Annotated in this window: 13 protein-coding genes and 1 pseudogene; 7 read left to right on the top strand and 7 right to left on the bottom strand. The window is 68.9% G+C overall.

Annotated elements, in window-relative coordinates; translation table 11 throughout:
* From RTO53_RS16140 to RTO53_RS16130, 3 genes are all read left to right on the top strand, one after another.
* Positions 1-294 (top strand): hypothetical protein (locus RTO53_RS16140; RefSeq protein ID WP_312238754.1); only part of this gene is annotated, 294 nt, incomplete at its 5' end.
* Positions 295-351: 57 nt separating this feature from the next.
* Complete coding sequence (locus tag RTO53_RS16135) at positions 352-735, top strand: YbjQ family protein (RefSeq protein WP_312238753.1); 384 nt, start codon at positions 352-354, stop codon at positions 733-735.
* Between the two features lie 79 nt (positions 736-814).
* Positions 815-1,684 (top strand): SDR family NAD(P)-dependent oxidoreductase, encoded by an 870-nt coding sequence (locus RTO53_RS16130; RefSeq protein WP_312238752.1) that lies wholly within the window; start codon positions 815-817, stop codon positions 1,682-1,684.
* A gap of 104 nt (positions 1,685-1,788) precedes the next feature.
* On the opposite strand, the gene RTO53_RS16125 is transcribed toward RTO53_RS16130, so the two are convergent.
* The 4 genes from RTO53_RS16125 to RTO53_RS16110 form a co-directional block, all read right to left on the bottom strand.
* Positions 1,789-2,607, bottom strand: a complete 819-nt coding sequence (locus tag RTO53_RS16125; RefSeq protein WP_312238751.1) for a sugar phosphate isomerase/epimerase family protein — start codon at positions 2,605-2,607, stop codon at positions 1,789-1,791.
* Positions 2,608-2,681: 74 nt separating this feature from the next.
* Positions 2,682-2,864, bottom strand: a complete 183-nt coding sequence (locus tag RTO53_RS16120; RefSeq protein WP_312238750.1) for a hypothetical protein — start codon at positions 2,862-2,864, stop codon at positions 2,682-2,684.
* On the bottom strand, positions 2,861-3,997 hold the full coding sequence (locus RTO53_RS16115; protein WP_312238749.1) for a PepSY-associated TM helix domain-containing protein: 1,137 nt from the start codon (positions 3,995-3,997) through the stop codon (positions 2,861-2,863). The genes RTO53_RS16120 and RTO53_RS16115 overlap by 4 nt, the downstream gene beginning before the upstream one ends.
* 57 nt (positions 3,998-4,054) lie before the next feature.
* Positions 4,055-4,984 (bottom strand): LysR family transcriptional regulator, encoded by a 930-nt coding sequence (locus RTO53_RS16110; RefSeq protein ID WP_312238748.1) that lies wholly within the window; start codon positions 4,982-4,984, stop codon positions 4,055-4,057.
* A gap of 106 nt (positions 4,985-5,090) precedes the next feature.
* Here RTO53_RS16110 and RTO53_RS16105 point away from each other — a divergent pair, with 106 nt between their 5' ends.
* On the top strand, positions 5,091-6,614 hold the full coding sequence (locus tag RTO53_RS16105) for an MFS transporter (protein ID WP_312238747.1): 1,524 nt from the start codon (positions 5,091-5,093) through the stop codon (positions 6,612-6,614).
* Between the two features lie 3 nt (positions 6,615-6,617).
* Here the strand turns inward: RTO53_RS16105 and RTO53_RS16100 are convergent, their stop codons facing one another.
* Both RTO53_RS16100 and RTO53_RS16095 read right to left on the bottom strand, forming a co-directional pair.
* On the bottom strand, positions 6,618-7,988 hold the full coding sequence (locus RTO53_RS16100) for an ATP-binding protein (protein WP_312238746.1): 1,371 nt from the start codon (positions 7,986-7,988) through the stop codon (positions 6,618-6,620).
* Positions 7,981-8,664, bottom strand: coding sequence for a response regulator transcription factor (locus RTO53_RS16095; RefSeq protein WP_312238745.1), 684 nt, complete (start codon positions 8,662-8,664; stop codon positions 7,981-7,983). Before RTO53_RS16095 ends, RTO53_RS16100 begins: the two co-directional genes overlap by 8 nt.
* A 250-nt stretch (positions 8,665-8,914) precedes the next feature.
* Between RTO53_RS16095 and RTO53_RS16090 the strand changes: the two genes are divergently transcribed.
* The 3 genes from RTO53_RS16090 (at position 8,915) to RTO53_RS16080 (ending at position 13,477) form a co-directional block, all read left to right on the top strand.
* Positions 8,915-10,093, top strand: a complete 1,179-nt coding sequence (locus tag RTO53_RS16090; protein ID WP_312238744.1) for an efflux RND transporter periplasmic adaptor subunit — start codon at positions 8,915-8,917, stop codon at positions 10,091-10,093.
* A gap of 4 nt (positions 10,094-10,097) precedes the next feature.
* The gene (locus tag RTO53_RS16085; RefSeq protein WP_312238743.1) at positions 10,098-13,199 is read left to right on the top strand and encodes an efflux RND transporter permease subunit; all 3,102 of its coding nucleotides are present in this window, start codon (positions 10,098-10,100) and stop codon (positions 13,197-13,199) included.
* 98 nt (positions 13,200-13,297) lie between these two features.
* On the top strand, positions 13,298-13,477 hold the full coding sequence (locus RTO53_RS16080; RefSeq protein WP_312238742.1) for a hypothetical protein: 180 nt from the start codon (positions 13,298-13,300) through the stop codon (positions 13,475-13,477).
* Here RTO53_RS16080 and RTO53_RS16075 read toward each other — a convergent pair.
* Positions 13,474-13,674 (bottom strand): annotated as a pseudogene (locus RTO53_RS16075) (GFA family protein); the annotation flags it as partial. The gene RTO53_RS16080 and the pseudogene RTO53_RS16075 sit on opposite strands and share 4 nt — an antisense overlap.

Genomic DNA, 13,674 nt, shown 5'->3' with positions numbered 1-13,674 from the left:
ATGGCGGCCGTGGTGGTGTTGGGCGTGCTGGTGATCTTCCGACGCCACCGCTGGACGAGAGGGATCGGGTTGTTGCTCGGTATCCCCGTATCGCTGCTCGGCGTGTATCTCGCCTACGTGGACACCTGGCGCTTCTGGCCCGATCGGAACGGCAGCGATGACGGCACGCAGATGTTGATCGTCGTCGGCTGGACGTTGCTGTGGGCGTGCGTGCTGTGGTTTACCTGGCTGTTCTGGCGCGCAGGCAAGGCGGCCTCACCTGCAACGGATGCCCAGCCCGGGCGGTATCCGTGATACTCCACCGGAGGGCGCGTCATACCGGCGCGCACGCAACACAACGATGAGGCCGCAATGACCGATCCCTACAACAGCAGTCCGCGCGGCAGTGCGGCTACCCGCCTCGACGATTCGATGGTGACCACCGCCATGGAGCTGCCCGGCTATCGCATCGTGCGCAGCCTGGGCGTGGTACGTGGCATCACCGTGCGTTCGCGGTCGATCGTGGGCAATTTCCTCGGCGGGCTGCAGACGATCTTCGGCGGCAATATCACCATCTATACCGAGCTGTGCGAGCAGGCCCGCGAGGAAACCTATCGGGACATGGCCAAGCATGCGCGCCTGCTGGGTGCCAACGCGATCATCGCCATGCGGTATGACGCCACCGATGTGATGACCGGACTGACGGAAGTGCTGTGCTATGGCACGGCCGTGGTGGTTGAACCCACGCGCATGTAAGGCTTGATACGCGCCGCGTATCGCAGCCCCCCTGTACTTGGTATTGGCGTCCGGGGCAGTCCAGCGCGATGCTGGGCGCATGTACGGAGATGACGCGCTTTCTTTCGCTGGCCAGGTCGGCCTGGTCACCGGCGCTGCCGGGGGCCTCGGCTTGGCTTACAGCCGTTTGCTCGCACGCCGCGGGGCGCTGGTGGTGATGCACGATGTGGGGGCCGGCAGTGACGGCACCGGGTCTGACCCGCAGCGGATTGTACGGGCGGTGGCCGAGCTGTGCGGGCAGGGCTTGGCGGTGCATGCGGCGCACGGCGCGCTCGACAATCGCGCGGACTGCCGGGCCCTGGTGGCCGATATGCTGCAGCGCTTCGGTCGTCTGGATTTCATCATCCATAACGCCGGGTGGGTGGAGTACCAGCCGATCGATGCGCTGGAAGAGGACCGCTTCGACGCGATGATGGCGATTGCCGCGAAGGCACCGCTGTGGCTGGCGCAGGCTGCGTGGGCGTCGATGCGGGACGCGGGCTACGGACGCATCGTGCTGACTACTTCTGATCGCGCGCTGTATCCGCAGTACGTGCAGGACGGGCTGGCGGCCTACGCGGCGGCGAAGATGGCCGCGGTGGGCATCGTCAACGTGTTGGCCGCGGAGGGCGCGCCGCACGGGATCGTGGTCAACGCGGTATCGCCGGTGGCCAAGACGCGCATGTGGGGCGTGCAGAGGGAGCCGGATGAGCTGCATCCCGATGCCGTTGCACCGGGTGTTGCGTTTTTGGCGTCGGCGGCATGCGGCGAGGGTGGCTGGATACTGCGCGCGAGCAATGGTCAGTTCCATGCCACGCGCAGCGTGGAGGCCGAGGGTGTGGTGTATCCGCGCGACCTGCGTGCGGTGCGGGCCGAGAGCATTGAGGGTGTCGCCGCGCAGTGGACGGCGATCGCGCGGCCGGCTGTTTGACGACGGTGGCGTGGGCTTCGCACTGCGGTTGTGCGTGCGTGCCGGCCCGCCGGCACCTGCGTTGCAGCAATTTCTGCAGGTAGTGGATCTTGCATCGGTCTGCTCTAGCAGGGCGCACCCAGCACCCGGTCCAGCGCCGCCATGGCCTCGTTGGCCACCTCGGCGGGATCGCGCGCTTTCATCGCATCGTTGAACACTTCCAGGCCAATCGGCCCGGTGTACCCCATGCGGGCAAGCTGCTGCACCAGCGCCGCGACTGGCCAGATGCCGCTGCCGGGCAGGCAGCGTGCGTGTCGGGCCTGCTGCTTTACCGCACCGGGCTGCGGTTGCGCAGTGACATCCGACAACTGCACCAGCGCGATCCTGTCTGCCGGAATGCCTTGCAGATCGTCGACGCCACGACCGGCGGCGAACAGATGGAAGGCGTCGACCACCAGATCCAGGTTGTCGGCGTCCACGGCCTGGATCTGTTGCCACGCCGAGGGCACGGTGGAGTGCAGGTGGCTCCACGCCATGGCCTCGTAGGCGATGCGCAGACCGCGCTCGGACGCCTGTCGGCAGAGCCAGCGTAGATCGGCAGTGACAGTGTGCGTCTGGCAGTCCGGCGCGGTGCAGGCGGGCACCAGCATGGTGCGGGCACCGACCGCGACGGCCATGTCCAGAAGCAACCGCGCTTCATGACGCTTGGCCGCGCGCGTGGCCGCCGGAGCGCCGTCGAAATCCAGCAGCACCTGCACGTCGGTCAGGTGCAAGCCGGTGCGTGCGAGTGCGTCACGGACGGCGTCCACCGAGGCGGCCTCGACGTCCTCGCGCCACAGTTCGACCTGCGCAAAACCGGCCGCCGCGGCAGCATGCAGTTTCAGCTCGGTGCTGCCGCCGAGCAGCACGGTATTGAGGAAGCGCGGGCCGGGCAGGAGCGTCATGGGTGAACGGATGGAAGGCGGAGAGCCACCCGATGCTAGCGGTGCCGCCATGCACTACGCGTGCAGACGCGCGCTCAGCGCGTGCGCTTCACCCATGCACGTACCACCAGCGCGATCAGCACGGCAAATACCAGCCAGGAGACCATGTCGAACACGCCGTCGCCGACCAGCGCGCTGACCAGCCCGAGCACGCTGGCTGCGGCGATCCAGGCCGGGGCAATGAAGGGGCTGCGCGGTGCGGGAGGCTGCCGGCTCATGCCGGTGCTCCGGTCCGTGCGGCCCGCTCCAGTTCGCTCACCCGCGCCTCGGTGCTGCCGCGCTTGACCCACAGGTACAGGCCGGTAACCAGCACGGCGATGGTGAGCAGATCCAGCAGCGCCCACAGGATCTTCAACGGCAGCTTGCCGTAATCGCCAAAGTGCAGCGGCTGGCTGAGCAGCAGCACGCTCATGTAGACCGGCAGCCGGGGTTGCGCGGTGAGCGCGCCGGTCTGTGCATCGACAAGTACCGGCCGATACAGGCGCTCGGTGAGGGCGGTGTTGCCCTGCATGAACACGCCATAGTGGTGATCGCCGCTGTAGCCGGTGCCGGGAAAGCTGACGAAGGCCGGGCGCATGCCCGGTTCGGCGGCGCGCGCGGTATCCACCGCCGCCTGCAGCGAGGCCAGCGTGGCCGGACGCGGCTGCCCGGCATAGCGCGCGGCGAACGCGCCCAGCTGTTCGCCCTGCCACGCCTGCTCGAGCGGTTTGGCGATGGTGTTGATGGCGCCGGTGATGCCCACCACCAGCGCCCAGCCGAGGGTGACGATGCCCAGCACGTTGTGCAGGTCCAGCCACGCCAGCCGGCGGCTGCGCCCGGTGCGCAGCGTGCCGAACGGCTGCTTGCGCATGAAGGGGCCGTACAGCACCAGCCCGGAGATGATCGCCACGGCGAACAGCAACCCCATCGCGCCCATGAACAGCATGCCGGGCAGCCCGAGGAACAGGTCGGTGTGCAGGCGATACAGGAAGTACATCACCCCTTCGTTGAACTGCGCGGCCGGCAGTACCTCGCCGGTGATCGAATGCAGCAACGCGGTGTGCATCTGCGGTGGCGGGGTATCCACGCGTGCACCGGTGTTGACGTAGACGGTGGGGGCGTCCGGATCCCAGCCGACGAACAGCGGTACATCGCCGGGATAGCGCGCCAGCGCGGTGCGAACCTGTGCATCCAGATCGCGCGGCACCGCATCGGCCGCTGCGCTGGCCACGTCCGGTTCGCCGAGGTGGGCGATTTCCTCGCCGAACACCAGCGGCAGGCCGGTGAGGCACAGCAGCAACAGGAACACGGTACAGACCAGGCTGGTCCACTTGTGCACGAGGAACCAGGCGTTGAGGGTGGATCGTTGCATTCGGCTGGCGCGGGGCTGGCGAGGATGCCGGGATGGTACGTGATGCGGCAGCGGCGGTCAGCGGCGGTGACGGCGCTGCGGTGGCGGCGGCGCAGCCGCGGCGGTAAACAGCTGCTCGGCCATGAAATCGATGAATACCCGCAACCGTGCACTGGGTTGGCGGGTGCCCGGCCACAGCAGCGAGAACTGACCCGCCTGGCGTGGGTGGTCGGGCAGCAGCTCCTGCAGGCGGCCATCGGCCAGTGCCTCGGCGGCGAGGAAGTCGGGCATCCACGCCACGCCCATGCCGCCGATCGCCGCGGCCAGCAGCGCCTCCATGTTGTTGCAGGTCATTACCGTGTCCAACGCCGCGCCGGCGTCGCCGTCATGGCCGGGCAGTGACCAGGCCTGCAGCTTGCCGGTGGTGGGGAACCGGAAGCGCACCGCAGGGTGGGTGGCCAGTTGCGCCAGTGTGTCCGGTCGACCGTGGGCATGCAGATGTACGGGCGCCGCGCACAGCACGAAGTGGAACGGGCCGAGCCGGCGTGCCATCAGGCTGGAGTCGGCGAGTTCGCCGCTGCGGATCACCACGTCCAGCCCTTCGCTCACCACATCGACCAGCCGGTCGTTGAAATCCAGCTCCAGCTGCACGCCAGGGTAGCGTTGCCGGAACAGCGGCAGCAGGGGCAGCAGGAAACGGTAGCCGATGGTCGGCAGGCCCACCCGCAGCAGGCCGCTGGGCGACTGTTGGCGCTGGCTGAGGTCGGCACGCGCTTCGGACAGCTCGTCCAGCGCGCGCTTGCAGCGCTGCAGCAGCACCTCGCCTTCTTCGGTGAGGCGCACGCGCCGGGTGGTGCGCTGGAACAGGCGCACGCCCAGGTCCTGTTCGAGCCGGGCCACGCGCTTGCCGACGGTGGAGGGCGACAGGCCCAGGCTGCGGGCGGCGCCCACGAAGCTGGCGGCCTCGGCGGTGCGGACGAAGGCGAGCAGGGCGGTGATCGAGTCCATGTCGGGATCATTACGGAAGAAGTGTCCGTAATCAAACGGCTTTGGCGCCATTTATCCAGGATAGATGCCCCTTTATCGTCAATGCCCGACTTCGCTGGAAGCTCCCATGTCCCTGGTTTCCCTTGAGCCGTCCCGGCGCGATCCGCGCTGGGGCGTGCTGGCCGTATGCCTGGCGGCGCTGGCCCTGCCGCTCTCGTTTTCCGCCGGTGCGGTGGCAGTGCCGGCATTGGGCGACCGCTTCCAGGGGTCGCCCGCCGCACTGGCGTGGGTGACCAACGCGTTTCTGCTCACCTTTGGCAGCCTGCTGCTCGCCGCCGGCGGCCTGGCGGACCGGCTCGGGCGTCGTCGCCTGTTTCTGTGCGGCAGCGGCGGGTTCGTGCTGGCCACGCTGGCGGTGTGCCTGGCACCGGACCTGCCCTGGCTGGATCTTGCGCGTGGCGCGCAGGGCGTGGCCGCCGCCGCCGCGTTGGCGGCGGGCGGCGCGGCGTTGGCGCAACGCTTCGACGGGCATGCGCGTACCCGGGTGTTTGCGCTGATGGGCACGATGTTTGGGGTCGGCCTGGCATTGGGGCCGCTGCTGGCCGGGATGCTGCTGCAGGCGTTGGGCTGGCGCAGCGTGTTCGCCTCGGGCGGGTTGCTTGCCTTGGCGGCGTGGGCGCTGGCCTGGCGGCACCTGGATGAGAGCCGGGGCGAGCACGTGCGCCTGGATGTGGCCGGCATGATCAGTTTCAGCCTGATGCTGGCGGCGTTGACCGTGGCCTTGCTGTTGCTGGGCGAACACGGGCTGCGCTCGCCAGCCGTGGTCGGCGCGTTGCTGGCCACGGCGGTGTTGCTGGTCCTGTTCGTGCGCATCGAGCGCGGCCAGCGGCAACCACTGCTGGACCTGTCGCTGTTCGCGCAACGCGGTTTCCTCGGCGTGCAGTTGCTGCCGGTGGCGACCTGCTTCGGTTACGTGGTGCTGCTGGTGGTCCTGCCGCTGCACCTGTTGGGCGTGCAGGCGCAGTCGCCACTGCAGGTGGGCCTGCAGATGCTGGCATTGTCCGCGCCGATGCTGGTGTTGCCCATGCTCGCCGCCGGCTGGGCGCGACGCTTCGGTGCGGCACGGCTGTGCACGCTGGGTTTGGCGGTGTGTGCGGTGGGCCTGTATCTGTTGTCGCGACGCGCCCTGCATGTGGCGCCGACGCAGTGGTGGCCGGCACTGCTGCTGATCGGTGCCGGCACTGCGCTGCCCTGGGGCTTGATGGACGGGTTGTCGGTGAGTGTGGTGCCGGTGCAACGTGCCGGCATGGCCGCCGGCATTTTCGGCACGGTGCGGGTGGCCGGCGAGGGGATCGCGCTGGCGGCCGTGCTGGCCGTGCTGGCCGCGCTGGTGACGCAGCGTCTGGCGCTCGGCACTGGTGTGTCGGCGGCGACGCTGGGCAAGGCCGGTGCCTATCTGGCAACGGGGTCGCTGGCGCAGGCGTCGGCCCTGCTGCCCGGGCTTCCCGCCGACGTGTTGCAGCAGGCCAGCCGCGACGCACTGGTCTGGCTGTTGCGCGGGCTGGCCGCGCTCACCGCCGGCAGTGCGTTGCTGGTCTACGCGTTGTTGGGGCGGGAACGGATGCCTGCGGCGGTCAGAACCGATGGCTGACGTTCAAACCAGCGCATCGGCCGCGCAACGCATGCTCAGCCACGCGCCGCCATCGGGCGCCTCGCCGGTGCGCACGCGGAAGCCGTGCAGGCCGGCGATGGCGGCCACGATCGACAGGCCCAACCCGAAGCCGTCACCGGGACCGGTCTCGTCGGTGCCACGGAAGAAACGCTGGTAGACCAGGGCGCGGTTCTGCGGCGCAATGCCGGGGCCGTTGTCGATGACATCGATGCGGGTGGCGCCTGCGTCATCCACCGCGCGCAGCAGGACGCGGCCGTGTTCGGGGGTGAAGCGCAGCGCATTGGACAGCAGGTTGGCCAGGGCCTCGAACAGCAGTTCGCGGTCGCCGCTGACCGGCGGCAAGGTCGCTCCGATCTCCAGTTCCAGCACCTGCTGTTTTTCTTCGGCCAGCGGCAGGTAGAACTGATGCAGTTCCTGCAACAGCTCGGCCACATCCACCTCGACGAACGCCGAGCGGCGCTGGTGGCTTTCCAGTTCGGACACGCGCAGCAGGGCGGTGAAGCGCGCCATCAGCAGATCGGCCTCGACCAGCGCCTTGTCGATCTGGTCGGCGTGCGGATCGCTTTCGCCCAGTTCGACGCGGGTGCGGTACAGATGTGCGCGCAGCCGGGTGAGCGGTGTGCGCAGGTCGTGGGCGATGCTGTCGCATACGCCTTTGACCTCGGTCATCAACTGCTCGATGCGCTCGAGCATGGCGTTGACGATGCTCGACAGCCGGTCGATCTCATCCGGGCGGCCGGACACCGGCAGCCGCTGGCCGAGGTCGCCGGCAATGATCCGTTTGGTCGCCGCCTCGATCTGCTGGATGCGTTTCAGCGGCCGGCGCCGCAGCAGGTGCCAGCCGGCCAGGCCGGGAATCACGGTCAGCCACACGCCCCACAGCAGCGCGTCGAGGATGATGCTGTTGATCGCGCTGAGCTTGCCGCTCTGGCGAACGAACACCAGCAGCCGGCCATCGTGGGTTTCCACCCCGAGTGCGCGGCCGGGCTCTTCGCGCGGGCCCGTGCGGAGCGTCCAGGCGTCCACCGGATGCGAGCGGCCATCGATGCGCAGTTCTTCGGGGATGGCCAGCAACGGGCCGGCCAGATGCTGCCCACCGGTGCTGAAGATGCCGTACGCGTAGGCACCGTGGATGTCGTAGCGCAGGCTGTCGCGCAGGGCATCATCGAGGGCTTGTCCTTCGAATTTCTCGAACAGGTGCGCGCGCTGCAGCAGGCCCGATTCGGACAGATCATTGAGGTAGTCCGACACCCGCCAGTACATCACCCCGAGCAGCACGCTGGACCAGGCCACGAACAACACGCAGTACAGCCCGAGCAGCCGGCTGCTGGACGAGCGCCACTGGTCAGACATGCGCGTCGAGGACATAGCCGGTGCCGCGCAGGGTGCGGATCGGTTGCGGCCGGCCGGGCTGGTCGATGCGCTTGCGCAGCCGCCCGATGTGCACGTCGATCAGGTTGGTGCCGGGGTCGAAGTGGTAGCCCCACACTTCCTGGAACAGCATGCTGCGGGTGACCACCTGGCCGGCGTTGCGGACCAGGAATTCCAGCAGCTTGAATTCGGTCGGCAGCAGCGTGATTTCCTCATCGCTGCGGCGCACCGAGCGGGTCATCAGGTCCAGCTCCAGGTCGCCGGCACGCAGTACGCTCTCGACCACCCCGGCCTGGCCATGGCGGCGGATCAGTACTTCCACGCGGGCGGACATTTCATCGGAGGCGAACGGCTTGGTCAGGTAGTCATCGCCACCGGCGCGCAGGCCGCGCACGCGTTCGTCCACGTCCGACAGCGCGCTGATCATCAGCACCGGCGTGGTGATGCCCTCGCGACGCAGTGACGTGACCAGGGTGAGGCCGTCGATACCGGGCAGCATGCGGTCCAGGGTGATCACCGCATATTCGCCCACGCGCGCCAGCGCCAGCCCGGTGCCGCCGTCGGCGGCCAGGTCCACTTCGAAGCCGTGGCTGCGCAGTTCGGTGGCGATTTCCTCCGCCGTGACGAGGTCGTCCTCGATGGTGAGTACGCGCGGCATGGGCCACTTTGGCTGCTGGGACCCGTGCATCCTCGCAACCGGGGGCAGCGAGGGCAAATGAAAAATGTTTCATGCGTTTTTCGCGGGATCACACGCTGCGGTCTTCTATATTCGGCGCCGTGGAAGGGTGCCACGGCCATGGTCGGGTGCCGCCACGCGGGACGTCTGCCGACGCTGGCGACGCCCCCGGGCCGCCGGCCCTGGCGCCGTGCGATGCCCGCGCTTCCCCCCGTCTGGAACCCCGTAGCCGATGATCGACACGCTTTCCTCCGCCCGGGCCCGTGCCTGGCTGCTGCGCCGAACCTGCCGCGCGTCCCTGCTGGCCATCGCCGCGGCCGCCCTGCTGGCCGCCTGCCACAACGATGCGCCCAAGGCGGAGGCGGCGCCGCCGGAGGTGAGCGTGCTGGCCCTGCAGACCCAGGCGCTGGCGCTGGACCAGGAACTGCCCGGGCGCACCGTGGCCTCGCAGGAGTCGGAGGTGCGTCCGCAGGTGGACGGGGTGCTGGTGGCGCGCCTGTTCGAGCAGGGCCAGATGGTCCGGGCCGGGCAGCCGCTGTTCCAGATCGAGCCGGCGTTGTACCAGGCCGCGCTGAACGAGGCGCAGGCCAACCTGAAGACCGCGCAGGCTGCGGCGGTGACCGCACGCCTGCGTGCGCAGCGGCAACAGTCGCTGGGCAAGGACCAGCTGGTGGCGCGCCAGGACGTGGACGATGCGGTCGCCAGCGGCCAGCAGGCCGAGGCGGCGGTGCAGGCCGCGCAGGCGGTGCGCGACACCGCACGCACCCACCTGGACTTCGCACGGGTGACCGCGCCGATCGCCGGGCGCATCGGGCGCGCGCTGTTCACGCCCGGCGCGCTGGTGACCGCGGGCCAGGCCGAACCGCTGGCGCGGATCCAGCAGGTGGACCCGATGAACGTGGACATCACCCAGTCCAGCAACGAATACCTGGCCCTGCGTCGTGCGATCGCCGACGGCGGCGTGCAGGCCAGCACCGCGCCGGTGCGGCTGCGACTGTCCGACGGCACCGACTACCCGCTGCCGGGCACGCTGGAATTTGCCGATATCGACGTGCAGCAGGACACCGGCAGCATCACCCTGCGAGCGCAGTTCCCCAATCCGCAGGGGCAGTTGCTGCCGGGCATGTACGTGCGCGCCCAGGTCGGACAGGGCACGCGCCAGCAGGCGTTGCTGGTGCCGCAGTCCGCGGTGGACCGCAGCCCCAAGGGAGATGCCCAGGTGTGGGTGGTGGACAAGGACGGCAAGGCGCGGCAGCGCGTGTTCCGCACCGCACGCGCGGTCGGCGACCAGTGGCTGGTGCTGGACGGCATCAGCGCCGGCGAGCAGGTGGTGGTGGCCGGTGCGCAGGGCCTGTCCGACGGCATGGCGGTACGGGTGAAGCCCGCCGCCGCCGCAGCCGGCAAGGACTGAGCGCATGCTGCCGCGTTTCTTCATCCACCGCCCGGTGTTCGCGTGGGTCCTGGCGATCTGCATCATGGCGCTCGGCGCGATCGCGGTGACCCAGCTGCCGATCGAGCAGTACCCCGACATCGCCCCGCCGCAGGTCAACATCACCGCCAATTACACCGGCGCCTCGGCGCAGACGGTGGAAGACAGCGTCACCCAGGTGATCGAACAGCAGATCAAGGGCATCGACCACCTGCTGTATTTCTCCTCCACCAGCTCATCGTCGGGCCAGTCACGGATCACCGTCACCTTCGACCAGAGCGCCAACCCGGACATCGCCCAGGTCCAGGTGCAGAACAGCGTCAACCAGGCGATCAACCGCCTGCCGCAGGAAGTGCAGCAGCAAGGCGTCACCGTGGCCAAGTCGCAGGGCGATTCGCTGATGGTGGTGGCCATGTACGACACCAGCCGGCGCATGGAACGGGTGGATGTCTCCGACTTCCTGGTCAGCAACGTGCAGGACCCGATCAGCCGCATTCCCGGCGTCGGCGAGATCAACGTGTTCGGCGCGCAATACGCGATGCGCGTGTGGCTGGACCCGCACAAGCTGCGTGCCTTCGACCTGATGCCGTCGGATGTGCGCAGCGCGATCGAAGCGCAGAACACCCAGGTCACCGCCGGTGAGCTGGGCGCGCTGCCGGCCTCGGCCACGCAGAGCCTCAACGCCACGGTCACCGCGCAGTCGCGCCTGCAGACCCCCGAGCAGTTCCGCGCGATCATCCTGCGCACGCTGCCCAGCGGCGCTGCCGTGCACCTGGGCGATGTGGCGCGGGTGGAAATCGGTGCGGAAAACTACCAGACCAGCAGCTTTCTCAACGGCTACCCGGCAGCCGGTTTCTCGGTGACGCTGGCCTCCGGTGCGAATGCGCTGCAGACCGCCGATGCGGTGCGTGCGGCGATGGAGCGGCTGCGCCCGGGCTTCCCGCCGGGCGTGGAGATCGCCTATCCGCGTGACAGCACGCCGTTCGTGCGGGTGTCCATCGAGGGCGTGGTGCACACCCTGGTCGAGGCGATCGTGCTGGTGGTGATCGTCATGTTCCTGTTCCTGCAGAACGTGCGCGCCACGCTGATTCCGGCCATCACCGTGCCGGTGGTTTTGCTGGGCACCTTCGGCGTGCTGGCGGTGGCCGGTTTCACCATCAACACGCTGACATTGTTTGCGATGGTGCTGGCCATCGGCCTGCTGGTGGACGATGCCATCGTGGTGGTGGAAAACGTGGAGCGCATCATCCACGAAGAGCACCTGCCACCGCGCGAGGCCACCGAAAAATCGATGGGCGAGATCAGCGGCGCGCTGATCGGCATCACCGTGGTGCTGGGCGCGGTGTTCCTGCCGATGGCGCTGTTCGGCGGTTCCACCGGCATCATCTACCGGCAGTTCTCCATCACCATCGCCTCGGCCATGGCGCTGTCGGCGCTGGTCGCCCTGACCTTGACCCCGGCGCTGTGCGCGACCCTGCTCAAGCCTTCCTCCGCGCAGAAATCGCCGGGGCGTTTCTTTGCCTGGTTCAACCGGGGCGTGGAGCGCAGCCAGGAGGGCTATCGCGCGCGGCTCGGCGGCGTGGTCGCCCGGCCGAGGCGCTGGATGGCGCTCTACCTGCTGCTGATCGTCGGCATGGTGGCGCTGTATGCGCGCATGCCGACCGGCTTCCTGCCGGTGGAAGACCAGGGCCAGGTGATGTTCCAGTTCTCCACCCCGGAAGGCACGCCGATGGCGCGCACCGAAGCACTGGGCGCCCGGATCAGCCAGTACTTCATGGAGAACGAAAAGCAGAACCTGGACGTGGTGTTCGTGGTGGTCGGGCGCAACAACGCCGGCACCGGGCAGAACGCCGGGCAGGGCTTCCTGGCGCTCAAGCCCTGGGGCGAGCGCGACGGCGACAACACCGCAGCGGCGATCATCGCCCGCGCCAACAAGCACTTCCGTGGACTGGCCGATGCCAAGGTCAACGTGCTGGCACCGCCGGCGGTGCGCGGGCTGGGCCAGACCAGCGGTTTCGAACTGTGGCTGCAGGACAACAGCGCGGCCGGGCGCAGTGCGTTGCAGGCGGCGCAGCAGCGGCTGGTGCAGACCGCCAACCAGGACGACGGGCTCAGCTCGGTGCGTCTGAACGGACTCGGCGACAAGGCCGAGCTGCACCTGGACATCGACCATGCCCAGGCCAGCGCGCTGGGGCTGGCACAGGGCGACATCAACGCCACGCTCGCAGCCGCCTGGGGTGGCACCTACGTCAACGACTTCCTCGACCGCGGACGGGTCAAGCGGGTGTACGTGCAGGGCGACCAGCCGTATCGCAGCGTGCCCGACGACATCGGCCAGTGGTATGTGCGCGGCAGCAACGGGCAGATGGCCTCCTTCGCCAGTTTCGCCAGCAGTCACTGGTCGCGCGGGCCGCAGCTGCAGCAGCGCTTCAACGGGTTGCCGGCGATGGAGATCCAGGGCAGTGCGGCCGAAGGACGCAGTTCCGGTGAGGCGATGCAGCGCATGCAGGCGTTGGTGGCCGAGGCCCCCGGGTTCGCGCTGCAGTGGAGTGGCCTGTCCTACCAGGAGCAGTTGTCCAGCAACCAGACGCTGTGGCTGTACGCGGCGTCCATCGCCTTCATCTTTCTGTGCCTGGCCGCGCTCTACGAGAGCTGGACAGTGCCGGTAGCGGTGCTGCTGGTGATTCCCCTGGGCGTGATCGGAACCGTGGCGGCCACTACGCTGGCCGGCTTCGTCAACGACATCTACTTCCAGGTAGGCCTGCTCACCACGATCGGGCTGTCGGCCAAGAACGCCATCCTGATCGTGGAGTTCGCCGAAGCGCGCTTCCGCGCCGGCAGCTCGGCTGTGGACGCAGCGCTGCAGGGCGCGCGGCTGCGGCTGCGGCCGATCGTGATGACCTCGCTGGCATTCATCGCCGGCGTCATCCCCCTGGCGCTGGCGACGGGCGCCGGGGCGGTGAGCCGCCGCGAGATCGGCATGAGCGTGATCGGCGGCATGCTCTCGGGCACGCTGCTGGCGATCGTGCTGGTGCCGCTGTTCTTCGTACTGGTGCGTGGGCTGGGCAGGGCGCGGCCGGCGGAATGACCCCCACGGGCCGTCACACGCTTGTCGTGCCGGCCTCACCTGGCCTATGCCGGCGCGTCGGTAACGTAACCCGTCCCCGTCCCCCACGGAGACCTGCCATGTGGTTGCTCGACCGACTCTGGCCTGCACGCCCGGCCACGCAGACACCGCCCCCGCCCGCACCGGCGGACGCCTCGCAGCGCCGCTCGGTGTTCAAGCGTCCGCTGCGCGTGGGACGCACCCGGATGGCCGCACCCTGGCAGAAGGTGGCACCGCCGCCGCGACGGCGCAGCCACTAGCCGGGTATGCGGTCGGCGGGGTGGTTGACCCCGTCGTTGACCGGCACCTCGCCCAGCGCGTACGGGTTGATCCCCTCCAGACAGCCGAGGTTGTAGCCGTACTCGTCCGGCGAGGAGCGGCGTTGATGGTGGGTATAGATCCCGCAGACGCTGCAGAACCAGTGCCGGGCCACGTGCGTGTTGAACTGGTACAGACG

Origin of the sequence: Stenotrophomonas sp. (assembly GCF_031995405.1) — a bacterium.
Taxonomy (GTDB): domain Bacteria; phylum Pseudomonadota; class Gammaproteobacteria; order Xanthomonadales; family Xanthomonadaceae; genus Stenotrophomonas.
Note: the sequence above shows the minus strand (reverse complement) of the source record. Positions and strands in the feature narration are given on the sequence as shown.

What these genes read in the sequence shown, in the direction of transcription:
- RTO53_RS16135 (WP_312238753.1), top strand. Translation starts at nt 352, where the DNA reads ATGACCGATCCCTACAACAGCAGTCCGCGCGGCAGTGCGGCTACCCGC.
- RTO53_RS16130 (WP_312238752.1), top strand. Translation starts at nt 815, where the DNA reads ATGTACGGAGATGACGCGCTTTCTTTCGCTGGCCAGGTCGGCCTGGTC.
- RTO53_RS16125 (WP_312238751.1), bottom strand. Translation starts at nt 2,607, where the DNA reads ATGACGCTCCTGCCCGGCCCGCGCTTCCTCAATACCGTGCTGCTCGGC.
- RTO53_RS16120 (WP_312238750.1), bottom strand. Translation starts at nt 2,864, where the DNA reads ATGAGCCGGCAGCCTCCCGCACCGCGCAGCCCCTTCATTGCCCCGGCC.
- RTO53_RS16115 (WP_312238749.1), bottom strand. Translation starts at nt 3,997, where the DNA reads ATGCAACGATCCACCCTCAACGCCTGGTTCCTCGTGCACAAGTGGACC.
- RTO53_RS16110 (WP_312238748.1), bottom strand. Translation starts at nt 4,984, where the DNA reads ATGGACTCGATCACCGCCCTGCTCGCCTTCGTCCGCACCGCCGAGGCC.
- RTO53_RS16105 (WP_312238747.1), top strand. Translation starts at nt 5,091, where the DNA reads ATGTCCCTGGTTTCCCTTGAGCCGTCCCGGCGCGATCCGCGCTGGGGC.
- RTO53_RS16100 (WP_312238746.1), bottom strand. Translation starts at nt 7,988, where the DNA reads ATGTCTGACCAGTGGCGCTCGTCCAGCAGCCGGCTGCTCGGGCTGTAC.
- RTO53_RS16095 (WP_312238745.1), bottom strand. Translation starts at nt 8,664, where the DNA reads ATGCCGCGCGTACTCACCATCGAGGACGACCTCGTCACGGCGGAGGAA.
- RTO53_RS16090 (WP_312238744.1), top strand. Translation starts at nt 8,915, where the DNA reads ATGATCGACACGCTTTCCTCCGCCCGGGCCCGTGCCTGGCTGCTGCGC.
- RTO53_RS16085 (WP_312238743.1), top strand. Translation starts at nt 10,098, where the DNA reads ATGCTGCCGCGTTTCTTCATCCACCGCCCGGTGTTCGCGTGGGTCCTG.
- RTO53_RS16080 (WP_312238742.1), top strand. Translation starts at nt 13,298, where the DNA reads ATGTGGTTGCTCGACCGACTCTGGCCTGCACGCCCGGCCACGCAGACA.